General features: G+C 34.6%; 13 protein-coding genes. 6 read left to right on the top strand and 7 right to left on the bottom strand.

Annotated elements, in window-relative coordinates; all coding sequences use genetic code 11:
- Positions 1–828: 828 nt before the first annotated feature.
- Complete coding sequence (locus ACQKIH_RS09180; RefSeq protein WP_057988768.1) at positions 829–1,809, top strand: thymidylate synthase; 981 nt, start codon at positions 829–831, stop codon at positions 1,807–1,809.
- A gap of 563 nt (positions 1,810–2,372) precedes the next feature.
- Here ACQKIH_RS09180 and ACQKIH_RS09175 read toward each other — a convergent pair.
- The 3 genes from ACQKIH_RS09175 to ACQKIH_RS09165 are packed head-to-tail and all read right to left on the bottom strand — an operon-like array spanning position 2,373 to position 7,201.
- Positions 2,373–5,195 carry an ATP-binding protein gene (locus tag ACQKIH_RS09175; RefSeq protein WP_427765303.1) on the bottom strand — a complete coding sequence of 941 codons (2,823 nt, stop codon included), beginning with the start codon at positions 5,193–5,195 and terminating at the stop codon, positions 2,373–2,375.
- Entirely contained in the window at positions 5,188–5,550 is a 363-nt protein-coding gene (locus ACQKIH_RS09170; RefSeq protein ID WP_427765300.1) for a response regulator transcription factor, read from the bottom strand. The genes ACQKIH_RS09175 and ACQKIH_RS09170 overlap by 8 nt, the downstream gene beginning before the upstream one ends.
- Before the next feature lie 19 nt (positions 5,551–5,569).
- The gene (locus ACQKIH_RS09165; protein WP_427765298.1) at positions 5,570–7,201 is read right to left on the bottom strand and encodes a GGDEF domain-containing response regulator; all 1,632 of its coding nucleotides are present in this window, start codon (positions 7,199–7,201) and stop codon (positions 5,570–5,572) included.
- A gap of 335 nt (positions 7,202–7,536) precedes the next feature.
- Here ACQKIH_RS09165 and ACQKIH_RS09160 point away from each other — a divergent pair, with 335 nt between their 5' ends.
- Together ACQKIH_RS09160 and ACQKIH_RS09155 are read left to right on the top strand one after the other, a co-directional pair.
- Positions 7,537–8,283: an N-acetylmuramoyl-L-alanine amidase gene (locus tag ACQKIH_RS09160; protein WP_057988775.1), complete on the top strand. Its 747-nt coding sequence runs from the start codon at positions 7,537–7,539 to the stop codon at positions 8,281–8,283.
- Positions 8,284–8,465: 182 nt separating this feature from the next.
- Positions 8,466–9,125: a GyrI-like domain-containing protein gene (locus ACQKIH_RS09155; protein WP_427765295.1), complete on the top strand. Its 660-nt coding sequence runs from the start codon at positions 8,466–8,468 to the stop codon at positions 9,123–9,125.
- Between the two features lie 204 nt (positions 9,126–9,329).
- Here the strand turns inward: ACQKIH_RS09155 and ACQKIH_RS09150 are convergent, their stop codons facing one another.
- Positions 9,330–10,592: a glycosyl hydrolase family 18 protein gene (locus ACQKIH_RS09150; protein ID WP_427765292.1), complete on the bottom strand. Its 1,263-nt coding sequence runs from the start codon at positions 10,590–10,592 to the stop codon at positions 9,330–9,332.
- Positions 10,593–10,843: 251 nt separating this feature from the next.
- Between ACQKIH_RS09150 and ACQKIH_RS09145 the strand changes: the two genes are divergently transcribed.
- Complete coding sequence (locus ACQKIH_RS09145) at positions 10,844–11,305, top strand: GNAT family N-acetyltransferase (protein ID WP_057988782.1); 462 nt, start codon at positions 10,844–10,846, stop codon at positions 11,303–11,305.
- A gap of 39 nt (positions 11,306–11,344) precedes the next feature.
- A complete protein-coding gene (locus ACQKIH_RS09140; RefSeq protein WP_427765290.1) occupies positions 11,345–11,725 on the top strand; it encodes a nuclear transport factor 2 family protein in 381 nt (126 codons plus the stop codon).
- Between the two features lie 63 nt (positions 11,726–11,788).
- Here the strand turns inward: ACQKIH_RS09140 and ACQKIH_RS09135 are convergent, their stop codons facing one another.
- Positions 11,789–12,349, bottom strand: coding sequence for a helix-turn-helix domain-containing protein (locus ACQKIH_RS09135; protein WP_427765287.1), 561 nt, complete (start codon positions 12,347–12,349; stop codon positions 11,789–11,791).
- Positions 12,350–12,466: 117 nt separating this feature from the next.
- Here ACQKIH_RS09135 and ACQKIH_RS09130 point away from each other — a divergent pair, with 117 nt between their 5' ends.
- On the top strand, positions 12,467–13,051 hold the full coding sequence (locus ACQKIH_RS09130; protein ID WP_427765285.1) for a LysE family transporter: 585 nt from the start codon (positions 12,467–12,469) through the stop codon (positions 13,049–13,051).
- A 154-nt stretch (positions 13,052–13,205) separates the two neighbouring features.
- Here ACQKIH_RS09130 and ACQKIH_RS09125 read toward each other — a convergent pair whose 3' ends face one another.
- Both ACQKIH_RS09125 and ACQKIH_RS09120 read right to left on the bottom strand, forming a co-directional pair.
- Entirely contained in the window at positions 13,206–13,997 is a 792-nt protein-coding gene (locus ACQKIH_RS09125; protein ID WP_427765382.1) for a DUF2935 domain-containing protein, read from the bottom strand.
- Between the two features lie 112 nt (positions 13,998–14,109).
- Entirely contained in the window at positions 14,110–14,373 is a 264-nt protein-coding gene (locus tag ACQKIH_RS09120) for a DUF2619 domain-containing protein (protein ID WP_057988793.1), read from the bottom strand.
- Positions 14,374–14,538 lie beyond the last annotated feature (165 nt).

Raw genomic sequence — 14,538 nt, 5'->3', positions numbered from 1 at the left:
TATGCAAATAACAGAATTTACTTATAGCGTGGTTGGTACTACATTTAAAAAATTTGAGCATTGAATCAAGTTGTAAGTGAAACTGAATTTGAAAAGAATGTCGAATTATTATCTAGAAAAAAAACAGTGTCGCTTCATCATTTACCTGACATCATTTTATTTATTTGTTATTTTAACAGTTAGACGATTTATCGAAAGAAATAATGGGAGTTTTAGTTATAGAGCTCCCTAACAGCTGATGATGTAATAATGGAAGGCCGAACATAATATTAGCCTGAAAAGATTTAGTAAAAGAATCAATTTCATAACTCGTTTTTTTCAAGAACTTAGACGAGTACATTTCTTATTTTATTTTTAGAAATTATGCAACTAAATTTTGTGCGTTTAATTGTGCAGTCAAACGATCAACGGCAGTAGACATTTTGTATAGTTTCTAGCGGAAAAACATAAGATCGACGTAAGCACAATTTTAGAAGTAAACAAAATTATTGCAAAAGAAGTGAATTGCTCTATGAAAATGGAGGAGAAGATTTTAAATCAATTCATTCACATTCTGGAAAACAATAAAACAATCCTAAAGGAGGCCACTTAGTAATTGGGGAAAACAATTGAACTTTATGATGATTTAGACACATTTGACTAAAGGCGATGCTCAGCAAAAGTAATACGAGTAGCGCCTTTTATTGTGCTTATTTTTAAGGAATACATAATGCTTTAAAGCGATATATCCTCTTTTTCCGCACATAATTGAAAAAACTACCGTAGTTCACGCATTCACCACGTTTTTCAGCTATAATATGAAGTGAATTATTTCGGAGGTGCACAAAAGTGGCAAATACATTAGAACAAACATACTTAGATCTTTTACAGACTATTTTAAATAACGGTGTAAAAAAGGAAGACCGTACTGGAACGGGAACGATGAGCATTTTTGGCCATCAAATGCGTTTTGATTTAGCGCAAGGATTCCCATTACTGACGACAAAACGCGTGCCATTTAAGCTTGTGGCGAGTGAGCTACTTTGGTTTATTAAAGGCGATACGAATATTCGTTACTTATTGCAAAATAATAATCATATTTGGAATGAGTGGTCATTTAAGCGCTGGGTGGAGTCGGATGAATATACAGGACCTGATATGACGGACTTCGGCAATCGCTGTTTAGTGGATGAAGAATTCAACAAAGTGTATAAAGCGGAAATGGCTTCTTATTGCGAGCGTGTATTAGAAGATGATGCATTTGCTGAAAAATACGGTGAACTTGGCAATGTTTACGGGAAGCAATGGCGCCGTTGGACTGACTCAGAAGGCAATGAAATTGACCAGTTGCAAGATGCCATTAACCAAATTAAAAACAATCCAGATTCACGTCGTATTATTGTCAACGCATGGAACCCAGAAGATGTGATCAATGCTGGTGCAAAAGGAAGTAAAGCTGCATTACCACCATGCCATATTATGTTCCAATTTTATGTAGCTAATGGGAAATTAAGCTGCATGTTAACACAGCGCAGTGGGGATACATTCCTAGGCATTCCATTCAATATTGCGAGCTATGCTTTACTCACGCATTTAATTGCACATGAATGTGGGTTAGAAGTAGGGGAGTTCGTGCATAGCATTGGGGATGCACATATTTATTCTAACCATATTGAGCAAGTGAATGAACAATTAAGCCGCGCGTTAAAAGACTTACCAACATTAACAATCAATCCAGAGAAAAAGTCAATTTTCGATATTGAGCTGGAAGATTTAACAATTGAAGGCTATGACCCGCATCCAACGATTAAAGCACCGATTGCGGTATAGTCAAAACAGCATCCTTCACGATGAGGATGCTGTTTTGCATTTACAATAAGTTTTCTTTCTTATCACTTAGTTTGATAAAGAAGGGGAAAATAAGGACAAATAAAAGACTGATATACCCTAAAGTAAATATGTTTTGGGTTTTTGCTGATAAATACTGTTTTTCATGACAATGGGAACAATTTTTGCCTTCCTTTGAAAAGCCTAGAGCCATCACTTCTTTGAATGACCATTTATGATTACAGTTTGTACATCTTACCACAATATCACCGCCTACTTACTAGTTCATACGATTGAAATAACAAAAGGTTTCAAAACATCCGCAGCAAGACATGGAAGAAGTCACATCTCTATTGTGCCTAAGTAGAAATGTTTGAAGCGAAAAATGACCCAAGCGAATAAATTCACTTGGGTCATGCAAAGACATATTAGCTTTTATAGGTATTCCTACAATTTATTTTAAAAGTAGAAATATAATCTAAAAATCAATGCGAGTATTCGATATTTCATTAACATTTATCTTCACTTTAAAATTTAAGAGAAAATTACATTTCGAGCGCAACCTATTACTTTACTTGGCTAGTAACGGATGCTACAAGTATTTTTGAAAGTTCTTCAGGAGAGTATGGTTTCGTAAAATACTTTTCAATTTTGTATTTTTCAACGTTTTCTTTTGTTTCATCTAATGCAGAAGAAATGATAATTGGTATTTTACTTGTTTGTTCTGTCTCATTTAGAAGTTGTACAAAATCCCATCCGTTTATTTCATCTCCAAGCATTAAATCAATCACAATTCCGACTAATGGTGTTTGAAGCGCTTCTTCAAAAGCAAGTCTAGGATTATCATGAAAAAGTACAGTAAAGCCTTTACTTTTTAACTCTTCAGATAAGAGTAAGGCTAAGCTTAAATCATCTTCTACAATCATGACGTTTAAACCCGTTTGTACTTCATCTAAATCATTTCCGTCAATATTTTTTCTAGCTGCAAGCTTCATGTTAAGTGGTAAGTTAAAGTATACGGTTGTCCCTTGTCCTTCTTCTGAATCTAGCCATATATCGCCACCATGTTTGATAATAATTTCTTTACAAATGGATAGTCCTAACCCTGTACCACCAATTTGTCTTCTTGAACTATTATCAATTCGTTTAAATTTCTGAAATAGTTTAGGCGTTTCATTTTTTGGGATACCAATGCCTTGATCTTTTACACTAACTTGCAGCATGTCATTAACGTTTTCTAGAGTAATAGTTACATCGCCACCAGTAGGGGAGAACTTGATCGCGTTACCGATGATATTAATAAATACTTGAACGAGTCTTTCTGAATCTCCGTTTACATTTACGTATTTTGCTTTATCAATTAAATGTACATGGTGGTTCTTTTCGTGACTAAATCTGTTAACGATTTCAATGGATAGCTCATTCATTGATAGTTGTTGCATATTATACTGTTGCTTACCAGATTCCATTCTCTGTAAATCGAGAAAATCATTAATTAGATTTGTTAGACGAATCGCTTCTTTATGAATTGTTTCAATGTATTTTGTTTGACGTTCCGGTTTTAATTCTTTTGTTAATAAAAGCTCAGTAAATCCTAAAACGCTTGATAATGGCGTACGTAGTTCATGACTAACTGTACTAACCAACTCGGATTTCATTTGATCTACCTCGTACTCTCTAGTAATGTCACGATGAACAAACATCGTTCCAATTTTTACTTCATCTTCATACACGCTCGTTGCATATACTTCAACAAAAACTTGAGTACTTTGTGAAATTGAATAGCGGAAAGTTCTTTTATCGATAAAATCCTCTACAATAGCTTTGGTGAAAAATTGAGTCAAATCTTCGGGTTGATCGCAAATAGTTTGTAAATTTTCCAGCCAAATTTGTTGTGAAACATGTTGCTTGTTAAATTTGTTTTGAGAAGGAATTATTTGAGAGAATGCTTTGTTGGCTAAGACAACATCACCTGTGGAGGACACCAGTTGAATTCCCTCATTTACATTGTCAATAATATTTTGATTTAATTGTCGCGATCGCTCAACTTCTTCATACATAAGTATGCGTTCAAAGGCGATAGACACACGATTCATTAACCCGTTCAAATCTTCTATTTCATGGCATGAAAATGGAAAGCCTTCTCGAGTAGCCATCATAACAGCTACTAAATGCCCCTCAGAATTCAAGACAGATGAATAGAGGTCATAGCAATAATAGGGGTGTTGTGCAATATCTTGTGCCTCTGGAATTACTTTTCGAGTAATGACAAAAGACTTTTCTTCCTCTAAACGAACTTGTTTATCTTTATTAAGATTTCCAACAAGAAGTTCAGTTGAATTTTTTGTTAACCCTTTAGATACATAAACATGCCCTTCGAGTAAATACAAGATACTAGTATCGAACTTGTAGATATCATTTAAATAATCATTCAGATTCTCTAATAATTGTTGTTTATCGAGTGTGAACGTTAAAACGTGATTCAAATCATTATATTTTTGTAACTGACTTAGTGAGTGTTGTAATTGAATTTGATTGCCCTGTAATTCATCTTGTTGTGCAGTCAGTTCTTCATTTTGAGTCGTCAATACTTCTTCTTTCTCTTGAATTGACATCGTCATTTTATGGAATGAATTAGCTAAAATACCTAGCTCATCTTCTTTCTGAACCAGACTACTAAGATCTATGAAATGTCCTGATGTTATTGCATTTGTAGCATTTGTTAACTGCTCAATTGGTTGAATCACATTAGAAAGTACTCTGCGCATAATGATCCCTACAAAAAATAGGAGAATAATACCTAAAAATAGGGATATTAATGTAAAATTTTGAGCTTTTTCAATCGATTTTGAGAATAAATTGTTTAAATCAATCTCATTTTTTTTGTTGTAAGTATTTGTATATGCTACAAATTTATTTACAAGAGTATTTGTCCCATCACCGGAAAGCTTCCTTAAAGCTTCATAGTCATTTGCATCTACATAACTTATAGCTTGAGGGAGGATGACTGTTTTATAATTTTGACTAAAATTAAGTAATTCTTCATACAATGCTTTTTCTTCTTTTGTGTGAGGTAATTGACCGAATTTATTTAAATATAATTCGAATGCCTCTAAATTTTCATGTAATAATTGTAGTTCTTGTTTATTTTGAAATGCATAATACCCTCTAGCCCTGAAATTAATGCCATTAAAACTATCCGCTAATCCATCTACAATTTCTGCTTTTTCCCTTACAGCTTCTCGTTCTACTTTTAAACTCTCATTACTAGATTTAACATACGAAAAGAAAACAATCACGATTATTAAAAATGTAAATGAGACTTTAAACAGCATTTTTAGAAATTGACTACGAATGTTTTTATCTAGACTTGGGAAAGACTTATACATTTAAAATTTCCTCCACTAAGCCCATCAATTCAACAGGACTAAAGGGTTTGGACATAAAATAATGAGCGCCTTTATCCAATACGACTTGACGGTCTGCTTCTTGAGCTTTAGCAGTAAGCATCAGAATTGGGGTGTTGTTTTTGACATCTACTTCCAGCTGCTCTATAACCTCTACGCCAGTTAAATTTGGCATCATGTAATCGAGTATTATTAAGTCATAAGCTTGCGCATTGAGTTTTTGAATTGCTTCAACACCATCTTCTGCTTCATCAATTTCGAATCCTAGGTCTTCCAATGTATCGCAAATAAGCATTCTTAAAATTTCTTCATCATCTACAACTAAAATCTTTTTCATATTATCCCTCATCTCTACGTCAATTAAATACGCGGTTAATTAGATTCAAAATTCGTGTTGAAACATCTGTTATATTAAATGGTTTGATAATATAATCATCAGCACCAATTTCTAGTGCCTCAAAGACGTATTTCTCATCTTTAAGACCCGTTAACATTGAAATGATGACATCTTTTGAAGTATGTTTTTCTCTAATTTTCTTAAGGACATCCATACCATTCATTTCTGGCATCATGCCATCTAGTAAAATAATATACTTATAATTTGGCGTATACCAATTCGAATTTAAGAAGCTAATACCATCACTATAAGGGGTAACTTCAATATCAAAGTTTTCACTTGATTCCCAATTCGCGAAGTGAGTTGTAATTAGATTCCGAATGAGAGAAACATCATCAATCACGATGATTTTCACGTTTACTTTCTTCTGTACACCAGCTGTTAGTCGATTAAAAATAACGGTCTGATTTCTTCCAGATTCCTTCGCATTGTAAAGAGCTTGATCGGCCTCTTCTAGTAATTTTTTTGGATGAAGATTTGCCGCACTGGCTTCCACTACTCCAGAAGAGAAGGTCACCTGAAATCTTACTTCGTTCGCTGTAAAATATTTTTGCTTCATTGACTCGCGAAGTTGTTCGAGTAGCATGCATGCTTGGTCGGCAGTGGTTTGAGGCATTAACATGACAAATTCTTCACCACCATATCGACAAAATACATCTTGCTCACGTTTAGACTTCATTACTAAATCTGCGAATCCTTTTAACACTTCATCTCCAACCAAATGTCCGTATGTATCATTGACCTTTTTAAAATAATCTAAATCAGCTATTACAAGAGCAAAGGGTTCGTTGTTTCGAGTGTATTGCTGGATTAACTTATCGAGTTGAGTGTTCATGAATTTACGATTAAAGATTTGTGTTAACTCATCAGTAATAATCGATTGGTCTAACTCTTTTTTATAAGCTAAGCGATTTGTTACATAGGAAATCAAAATATCTTCCTCTATAGGTTTAGAAATAAAATCTAAAGCGCCCATGTCATATGCTCGTATTTTGTTTTCCTTGCAATCATTCGAACTCATAACAGCAACAAACATACGATCCTTTTTAATCTTCTTTATATTATTTAAGATAGAAAAACCACTTGTATCAGGTAGCATAATATCTAAAAATACAATAGCAGGTTTAAGTTCATATATTAATTCCAACCCACGTTTGCCATTGTATGCAACGATTACGGAATGACCCATTCTTTCTAAAATATCTTTTAAATAAGAAATGAATACAATGTCATCATCTATAATTAATATAAATTCTTGGTCATATCTGTTATTTGTTGAAATTAATTGTGTGTTTTCAACTTGCTGTCCATTAAAATTTGTTTGATAAAAACTAATTTCTTCAATTATAGGTGCAAGATAGCTCTTCCATTCAGGCTTACTCCAATATCTTTCCCCATTTTCATTTAAAGGTTCTATTTTTTCACTAGCAGTTGTCGTTAGTTCATATAATCCGATTGATCCAGCCGTTCCTTTTAAACTATGTAGAAAAAAATAGATTTGTCGTTCTGTAATAAACTCTAATTCATCCCATTTTTGAAATTTCTCATTGATACTTGTATAAATCATTTGTTGATATTTTTCTTTTGGCATAATATATCTCCTCAGTTATGATTACCCACATCTATAGTATAGCTTGAATTATATTTTTATCTATCATGATTTTTTTGCGAATTATAAAAAAATTAACCAACAAATGTCCCCTTTTTCACGATATTTAGTAATACATAAATAAAGGGGACATATCCATGAAATTATTATTGGAAAAGCTACAGCCTGTAATTCAAAGTTAGCTGAATTCTATAATCTCAAGGCCATTTAAATTAAAAATAAAGCAAATTGCAAAGTTTTAGTAGATAGCACATTCAATTCTAGTAGGTTTTGTATATGCTAAAATACACCTTAATTTTGAAGGGAGGGAATATGAAATGACACAACCAGTAGAAATTGAATTGCATGTAGGACATTATGGTGACAGAACTGGTGCGAGCGGGTATGTAGATGAGGTGCAATATGCCCGGAAATTTATAAAACGAATTTATGAAATTTTGATCGCTAATAAAGTACCTGCAACATATTACGAGGATAAAATATCTAAAAATCAAACGCAAAATATTAATCATTTAGTAGCCTACCATAACAAAGATCGCAATGGACTAATTGTGAGTGGTCACTTAAATTCGACGACTCCGTTAACCGACCGACCAATAGGAGGAGAGGTGTTGTACAATACCCAAAAAGACTTAGCCACGAACGTAGCAAAAGCGATGTGCGATGCGTCTGGTCTAATTAATCGTGGTGCAAAATACCGGAACGACATTGGCGTTTTAACGAAAACCTACGAGCCGGGCATTTTGATTGAGTTTGGGTTTGTAAACAGTAAAAAAGATATCGAATTGCTGGATCAGAATTTAGAAAAAATTTGCCTTGCCATAGCAAAAGTTTTAGCAGCAGCAATTGGTCATCCATTTTCAATACCCGCAAAGGAGGAGGGAAATAAAGTGGAAACGTCCAAAAATACATTAGATGCGACGGGCATAGCAGAAGCGAAAAAGTTATTCGGAAAACTGTATGAAAAAGGGATATTTAGTACAGATCACAGCGATAAAATCGAACAATATTCAGATGGCAAAATTTTAAGTTTGTTGCTTGCTTTTTTAAGTCGTACAGTATAAATTTTCACAGTAGCTAGTATAAAAATGCTTCATCCCATGTTTAACTAGGGGTGAAGCATTTATAATAATAGAATTCCTAAAATTTTTGAAACTTTTCTGTGCTGTACAGGCTCTAATGAACGAAAGAAAGCTCGTTAAGGAGATTTTTTTAGAGAAGGAGATTATAGTAGTACTCAAACATAATGAAAATAATAGAGAGAAGGGAATCAAAGCGAATGAAATACGAATGGAGAAAACAAGAGAAACATCTCTATATTCCAAAACAAAAACCAGAACTTGTCACAATTCCAGAACAGAAGTTTTTATTAATAAAGGGAAATGGAAATCCAAATGAGCATGAATTCGCTGAAAAGATAGGTGTTCTTTATTCTTTGGCCTATGCAATTCGAATGATGCCGAAGCAAGGATACACGCCAGACGGTTATTTTGAATATACTGTCTATCCATTAGAAGGAATTTGGGATTTATCAGAAAAGGGAAGGGGGTTAGATTCATTAAATAAAGATGAATTAGTTTATACGATTATGATCAGACAGCCAGATTTTGTAACGAAAGAAATAGTAGAAAGAGCTTTCGAAATCGTAGAAAAAAAGAAACCACATCCATTTCTAAATGAGGTAACGTTCGATGTATTTCAAGATGGTTCAAGTGTGCAAATGCTTCATATTGGTCCATATGATGATGAACCTCAAAATTTTGAATTAATGAATGAATTTACAAAAAACAACAATCTTGAAAGAGTTTCATTACAACATAGGGAAATATATCTTTCGGATTTTAGAAAAGTTGAACCTGCAAAATTAAAAACAGTTTTGAGATACAAGGTTAGGTCAATAGAATAGCTTAATCTTTTAATAAACAAACGAGCGCGTTACATGCTGCCCATGATTTTGACAGTAAAGCGAATGACGGATTCACCAAAAATCCTAAATTCTGTCTCATTACATACTTTCGACGAAAAATAGCCAACTATCCGAAATAAACTTGGATAGTTGGCTATTCGTCATGCTTATCAAATGGGAGCGCATCTTTTCTTTATTTCGGGTTTAATTAATAATATGCTTCGTATGAAAAAACTCATTGATTAAGTGAGGTGCTTGCGGGAAACCAAGTCCTAATTGCCAAACCCCAACGCCTCTAAGCTGATAATCAACTGTTAACTGTAATTTTATTGCACGTGCCTGGGCATCTTCAAACCAAACAATGTGTCGGATCCCATTTTCGTCCCAGTATATAAAGAATGGTTGTTCATATTCATATGAATATTGAATGGGGACTTGATACCTTAAGGCAAGTTGTATTGCACCAGAAACTGAAATAGCTCTCCCACTTACCGCGTTTCCGTTGTCCATCGTCCATTCATACCCGTAATTTGGTAACCCGAGCATAATTTTATTTCGATTCATGTGTTGCAGCGCAAATTCAATGGCGCTTCGTACTTCATTAATCGGAGCAACAGGGCCAGGCTCAGAATTTGGAACATGCCAGTCATAGGCCATAATAAATATAAAATCGACAACGGATCCAATTCCCCCGAAGTCATATCCTTTTAACCACGGTATATCTTCACTTGTTTTAGCTGGAACTGCAGCGGAGACCGAATAACCTTCAGGTTTTAAACGTTCGCTCAACAATCTTAAAAAACCAGTATATAAGTCTCTTTCGTCTTCTCGTACTCTTTCAAAATCAACATTAACTCCAGCATAATTTTTGGTTGTTACAAGAGCATATATATTGTCTATAAGAAGGTTTCGTTGTTCAGGAAAAGTTAATACTTGGCGTGTAACTTCTGGACTAAATCCTTCCGGTGTTAAATTAGTGATGGTAGCCACAGGTGCCACATTGTAATCTCGTGCAGTTTGAATCGCAAACTCGTCATTAAGTGTGCTGAGTGTTCCTCCCTCGAGAATATGGTATTCAAACATGGCAATATACGTATTGGTTGCTGCAAAAGTACTGATAATTAATTGGTCCTGATCAGGAGTGGTAGGATACATGTAACTTAAATTTTCTACGGGATATTTAGGACGTGGCGGTAAATATAGAGTCATTCCAATCATTAGAACATCTGACCTGAGACCGTTATATAACCGTATAATCTCAATTGGAACGAAACTCATTCGAGAAATGTAATATAAGGAATCGCCAGGCTGGACAATATACATATTTGTTGGAATAAGCAAATCCTGTCCAGGTACTAAGCTATCTGTTGTTAATTCGTTCGTGATGCGGATACTATCCATATTAACTTGAAATTTTGACGCAATGGAGTATAAGCTATCTCCCATTTGAACCACATAAATAAACATAGTAAGACCTCTTTTCTCAATAATAATTATTCAATGTATGTAATCGGTTTACGGAGTATAATCGATTAAGCATTTAAAATATATTTTGATGCGTGTTGCTGAGAAGTTCCTAGCTGGACACGCGCCCATTTAGTAAAGTTTTTAGACGTAACAAAGCAAGAGGCAAAAAACGGCTGACTTGAGAAGTAGAAACGGTGGGACTTTTACACAATGATTATTTTACCTATAAAATTTCATTAGGAGGAGACAAATTGATTACATTAAAACAGATGAGTGGGCAAGAGTTTCAGCACTATATTAGCTATGCGATAGAAGATTATGCGAAAGAGAAGGTCGATGCTGGCAATTGGCGTGAAGAGGAAGCGATGCGATTGTCAAAGGACTCTTTTGAAAAACTGTTACCAAACGATGAGAGAACGGAAAATCATCAGTTATTTTCTGTTTTTCAACACGAGATTCTAGTTGGGATGATTTGGATTTCACAACCGCCTACCAATCCGGAAGAAGGTTTTATTTATGACTTCCTCATTTTTGAGCAATTCCAAGGTTTAGGATATGGAAAATCAGCAATGAAAGAAATCGAAGTGATTGCGAAAGGTTTAGGGATGAAAAAAATCGGACTCCATGTATTTGGTCATAACAAAGTAGCGCGCGGATTGTATGAAAAGCTTGGCTATGAAATAACGAATATCTCAATGGCTAAAACGATTTGATCATGCTAGTGAATAGTTGAAATTAAAGGTGCGTATCTAATGAATATAAATTTAAAGGAACATTTAAAGCAATTAGAGGAAAGTCACATTGGGCTTGAAGTACGGAATAGTAATGAAAAGCTAGATGAAATACTGGCAGACGAATTCTTTGAAATTGGGAGTTCGGGTTATTTCTACAATAAGCAAGATTGCCTTGAAACAGGCGTTGTGTTGACAGAGATGTCACTACATAACTATGAAATTTATCCACTAGCACCAGATGTCGTTTTAGCTACGTATTTTATTGTCGACAAGACGAGAAATCGGAATACGTTAAGAAGTTCTATTTGGAAACGTATGGATGAAAGATGGCAATTATATTTTCATCAAGGGACAATATCACCATTGCAATTAAGCGAAGTGCTGAAAAATACGAAATAGTTTAAAGTGAAAATAGCCATTTCTCCGTGAAGTGGCTGTTTTCATGTATCGATGCATGCAATCTTACTGGAAAGGTGGATAATAAATTGTCATGCTTAAGCGCGTTAATGTGTTGCCAGCATTCGTATAACTATGGGGTTTATCTGCCTTGAATCGGATGGAATCGCCACTCTTTATTGTATAGTGACCGTCATCGACATGAATTGTTAGTGCGCCGTCAAACACCGTAATAAATTCCTCCGTCCCTTCACGGTGACCTTCAGCCTGCAAATGTCCGTCTTTGTCTATTTCAACTGTATATACTTCAAAGCGTCGATCATCTTGGAACGGAAAGGCAGGGTAGACGCGGTATTTTCCACTGTCTTCAGATAAAACTTGAATCTCATTTCTTAAAGCAACCGTCGTATCAGGCTGTGGATTGTTGATGAGGGCTGTAAAAGAAATTTTTAAGCCGTTCGCTATTTTCCAAATCGTTGTTAGAGTTGGACTGGACTCACCTCGTTCAATTTGACCAATCATCGTTTTACTAACGCCACTTAATTGGGCCACTTTTTCTAAGCTTAGTTTTTCCTGCTCGCGAATGACTTTTAAATTTTTTGCAACGATTAGATGAATGTCTTCCATATGTGAATCCCTCCACTATGTACAATATAACGACCTATATGTATAATAAAACGTATGACGTTATATTGATTATTTTGTACATTATAACATACGCCATTTAATGAGGGGGAGCAGATGATGCCTGTATTTTCATTTTTGTTATTTGTCATCATTTCTAGTTTTACGCCAGGACCAAACAATATTATGGCGATGGCATTTGCGAACAAGTATGGATTAAAGAAAACCGTGTCCTTTTGTTTAGGTGTTGGTGTCGGTTTTTTTGCGATTACTTTATTATGTAGTGTTTTTAATATCGTACTGACAAATGTTATGCCGAAAATCGAATTCCTATTGACGCTTTTGGGTGTCGGTTACATGCTGTATTTAGCATATAAAATTTTGACGAGTAAGGAGGGAGATGACAGTACAGCCAAGGAGCATAAAAACTTTTTTGTTATCGCGATTTTGCTGCAATTTGTTAATCCAAAAGGAATTTTGTTTGGGATTACTGTCGTCGCAACGTTCATTCTTCCTTATTATGATTCTTATTTTAGCTATCTGCTATTTTCAGTATTTTTAGGAATAGTCGGTGTTATGAGCACATTTAGCTGGAGTCTTTTTGGTTCCGTTTTCCAAAGTTTATTATCGCAATATCGACAGCCGTTTAATATCGTAATGGCGGGGTTATTAGTATATAGTGCATTTTCGATACTTATCAATTGAATGGATGGAGGCTAAATCAACGTGATTCAGTTTAATTAATTATTATATAAAAATGACAAACATTAAAAGGCATTCCATCATTGCATGAATGCCTCTTTATTGGGTGTTAATATGAAATTAATTGAAATGATTTATTCCATTTGATTCATATAATTTACGGCTTTAGGGAAGTAAGATGGTCTTCAAAAGCATCAATTATATGAAGGAAATGATCGGCTTCTCGGTATACATGGTCTGCGAGAAGTGCAGGAATATTACTTTTTATGCGACAAGCTTCAATTAAATCGCGTGCCGTTTTTTTGAAGTCACGTAATGCCACAACAGATACGCGGTTTTGATCAAGAAATTGGTCTAAAAGTGAAGGAGTTTCGGATTGAGGACGCATATGATCTAAGTCTTGCGCTTGAAATAGTAGTTGGTCGAAATCATTGCTGAACTCACGGGCTTGATCCACTAATTTTCGTTCGGAAGGATCCAATAAGTGACCGATGAACTTCGAATGATCAGCCATAATTTTTAGGAAAAACACATTTTCTTTAATAATGGCTTCAGGTAACGGGATTAATTTGCCTTCGTTTAATTCTTTTAATCGTTTCGCAAAATAATAGGCTTCACGACTTGTATGATCCACTAATAAAGGCATATTATTACTAACGATTTTACAGCTTAAAATTAATCCAAGTACTTTTCGTTTATAAGCCCAAATATAAACGGTCGCTTGATATACTTGAATGTTAAACTGTTTAATTACTTGAGGATCTGTTTGTTCGTTATATTGATTCGCCTGCTCTTGAATTTGTTCAAATACAGGGATAAAATATTTAGCTTCATTTATGAGTTCCGTTTGATCTGCGGTGAACCCAAGACTTAAAAAGAAAGCATGTTCCTTCATGATTCGAGACCAAAAACGTATTTCCTCCAATGATTGCGTAACAAATGTAGGAATTCCTATACCTCCTCCAGTACTAGTTATCAATGCCTAATGTATTCGAGGAATATTGAATTCATGCTCTAATAAAACTGATTGTTTGCTCGGAAAGGGACGGATGGTTGTCCCATCATTTCATACGCAAACTAATAAAAATCAGGGTCACACCACTAAGTAGACAAATCATTTTTGCAAATGATATTTTATCACTCAGCCCTGACAAGCCTATACCAGTCGTGATAATGAAAATGATAGGCCCGATTAGCGCAAGTGATGAATTCACAATAAACGCCTTTTCTAAATCATTTAATTTAAACATAATATATGCAGCAATAATATCTACGCTTCCCGAAAGGATACGCAATAATACGATATATATAAGTGCTGTTTGCATTGATCAACCACCTTTGTCTTCTTAAATTCATGTTTAGTCAAATGTATGCTTGGCTATTTTCAATTATTAAAGGAAATCGAGTGGGGGGATTTTGATCTCATCATTTTTCATGAGCAAAAAATAAAACGGGTTCAAAACTTATTTTGCATTGATAAAAATAGTTTG

The sequence above is a fragment of the Solibacillus cecembensis genome (assembly GCF_050272495.1).
Lineage (GTDB): Bacteria > Bacillota > Bacilli > Bacillales_A > Planococcaceae > Solibacillus > Solibacillus cecembensis.
The sequence above is the reverse complement of the archived record's forward strand: the minus strand, read 5'-3'. Positions and strand labels throughout refer to the sequence as shown.

What these genes read in the sequence shown, in the direction of transcription:
- ACQKIH_RS09150 (WP_427765292.1), bottom strand. Translation starts at nt 10,592, where the DNA reads ATGTTTATTTATGTGGTTCAAATGGGAGATAGCTTATACTCCATTGCG.
- ACQKIH_RS09170 (WP_427765300.1), bottom strand. Translation starts at nt 5,550, where the DNA reads ATGAAAAAGATTTTAGTTGTAGATGATGAAGAAATTTTAAGAATGCTT.
- ACQKIH_RS09135 (WP_427765287.1), bottom strand. Translation starts at nt 12,349, where the DNA reads ATGGAAGACATTCATCTAATCGTTGCAAAAAATTTAAAAGTCATTCGC.
- ACQKIH_RS09120 (WP_057988793.1), bottom strand. Translation starts at nt 14,373, where the DNA reads ATGCAAACAGCACTTATATATATCGTATTATTGCGTATCCTTTCGGGA.
- ACQKIH_RS09165 (WP_427765298.1), bottom strand. Translation starts at nt 7,201, where the DNA reads ATGCCAAAAGAAAAATATCAACAAATGATTTATACAAGTATCAATGAG.
- ACQKIH_RS09155 (WP_427765295.1), top strand. Translation starts at nt 8,466, where the DNA reads ATGAAAATAATAGAGAGAAGGGAATCAAAGCGAATGAAATACGAATGG.
- ACQKIH_RS09130 (WP_427765285.1), top strand. Translation starts at nt 12,467, where the DNA reads ATGCCTGTATTTTCATTTTTGTTATTTGTCATCATTTCTAGTTTTACG.
- ACQKIH_RS09160 (WP_057988775.1), top strand. Translation starts at nt 7,537, where the DNA reads ATGACACAACCAGTAGAAATTGAATTGCATGTAGGACATTATGGTGAC.
- ACQKIH_RS09175 (WP_427765303.1), bottom strand. Translation starts at nt 5,195, where the DNA reads ATGTATAAGTCTTTCCCAAGTCTAGATAAAAACATTCGTAGTCAATTT.
- ACQKIH_RS09140 (WP_427765290.1), top strand. Translation starts at nt 11,345, where the DNA reads ATGAATATAAATTTAAAGGAACATTTAAAGCAATTAGAGGAAAGTCAC.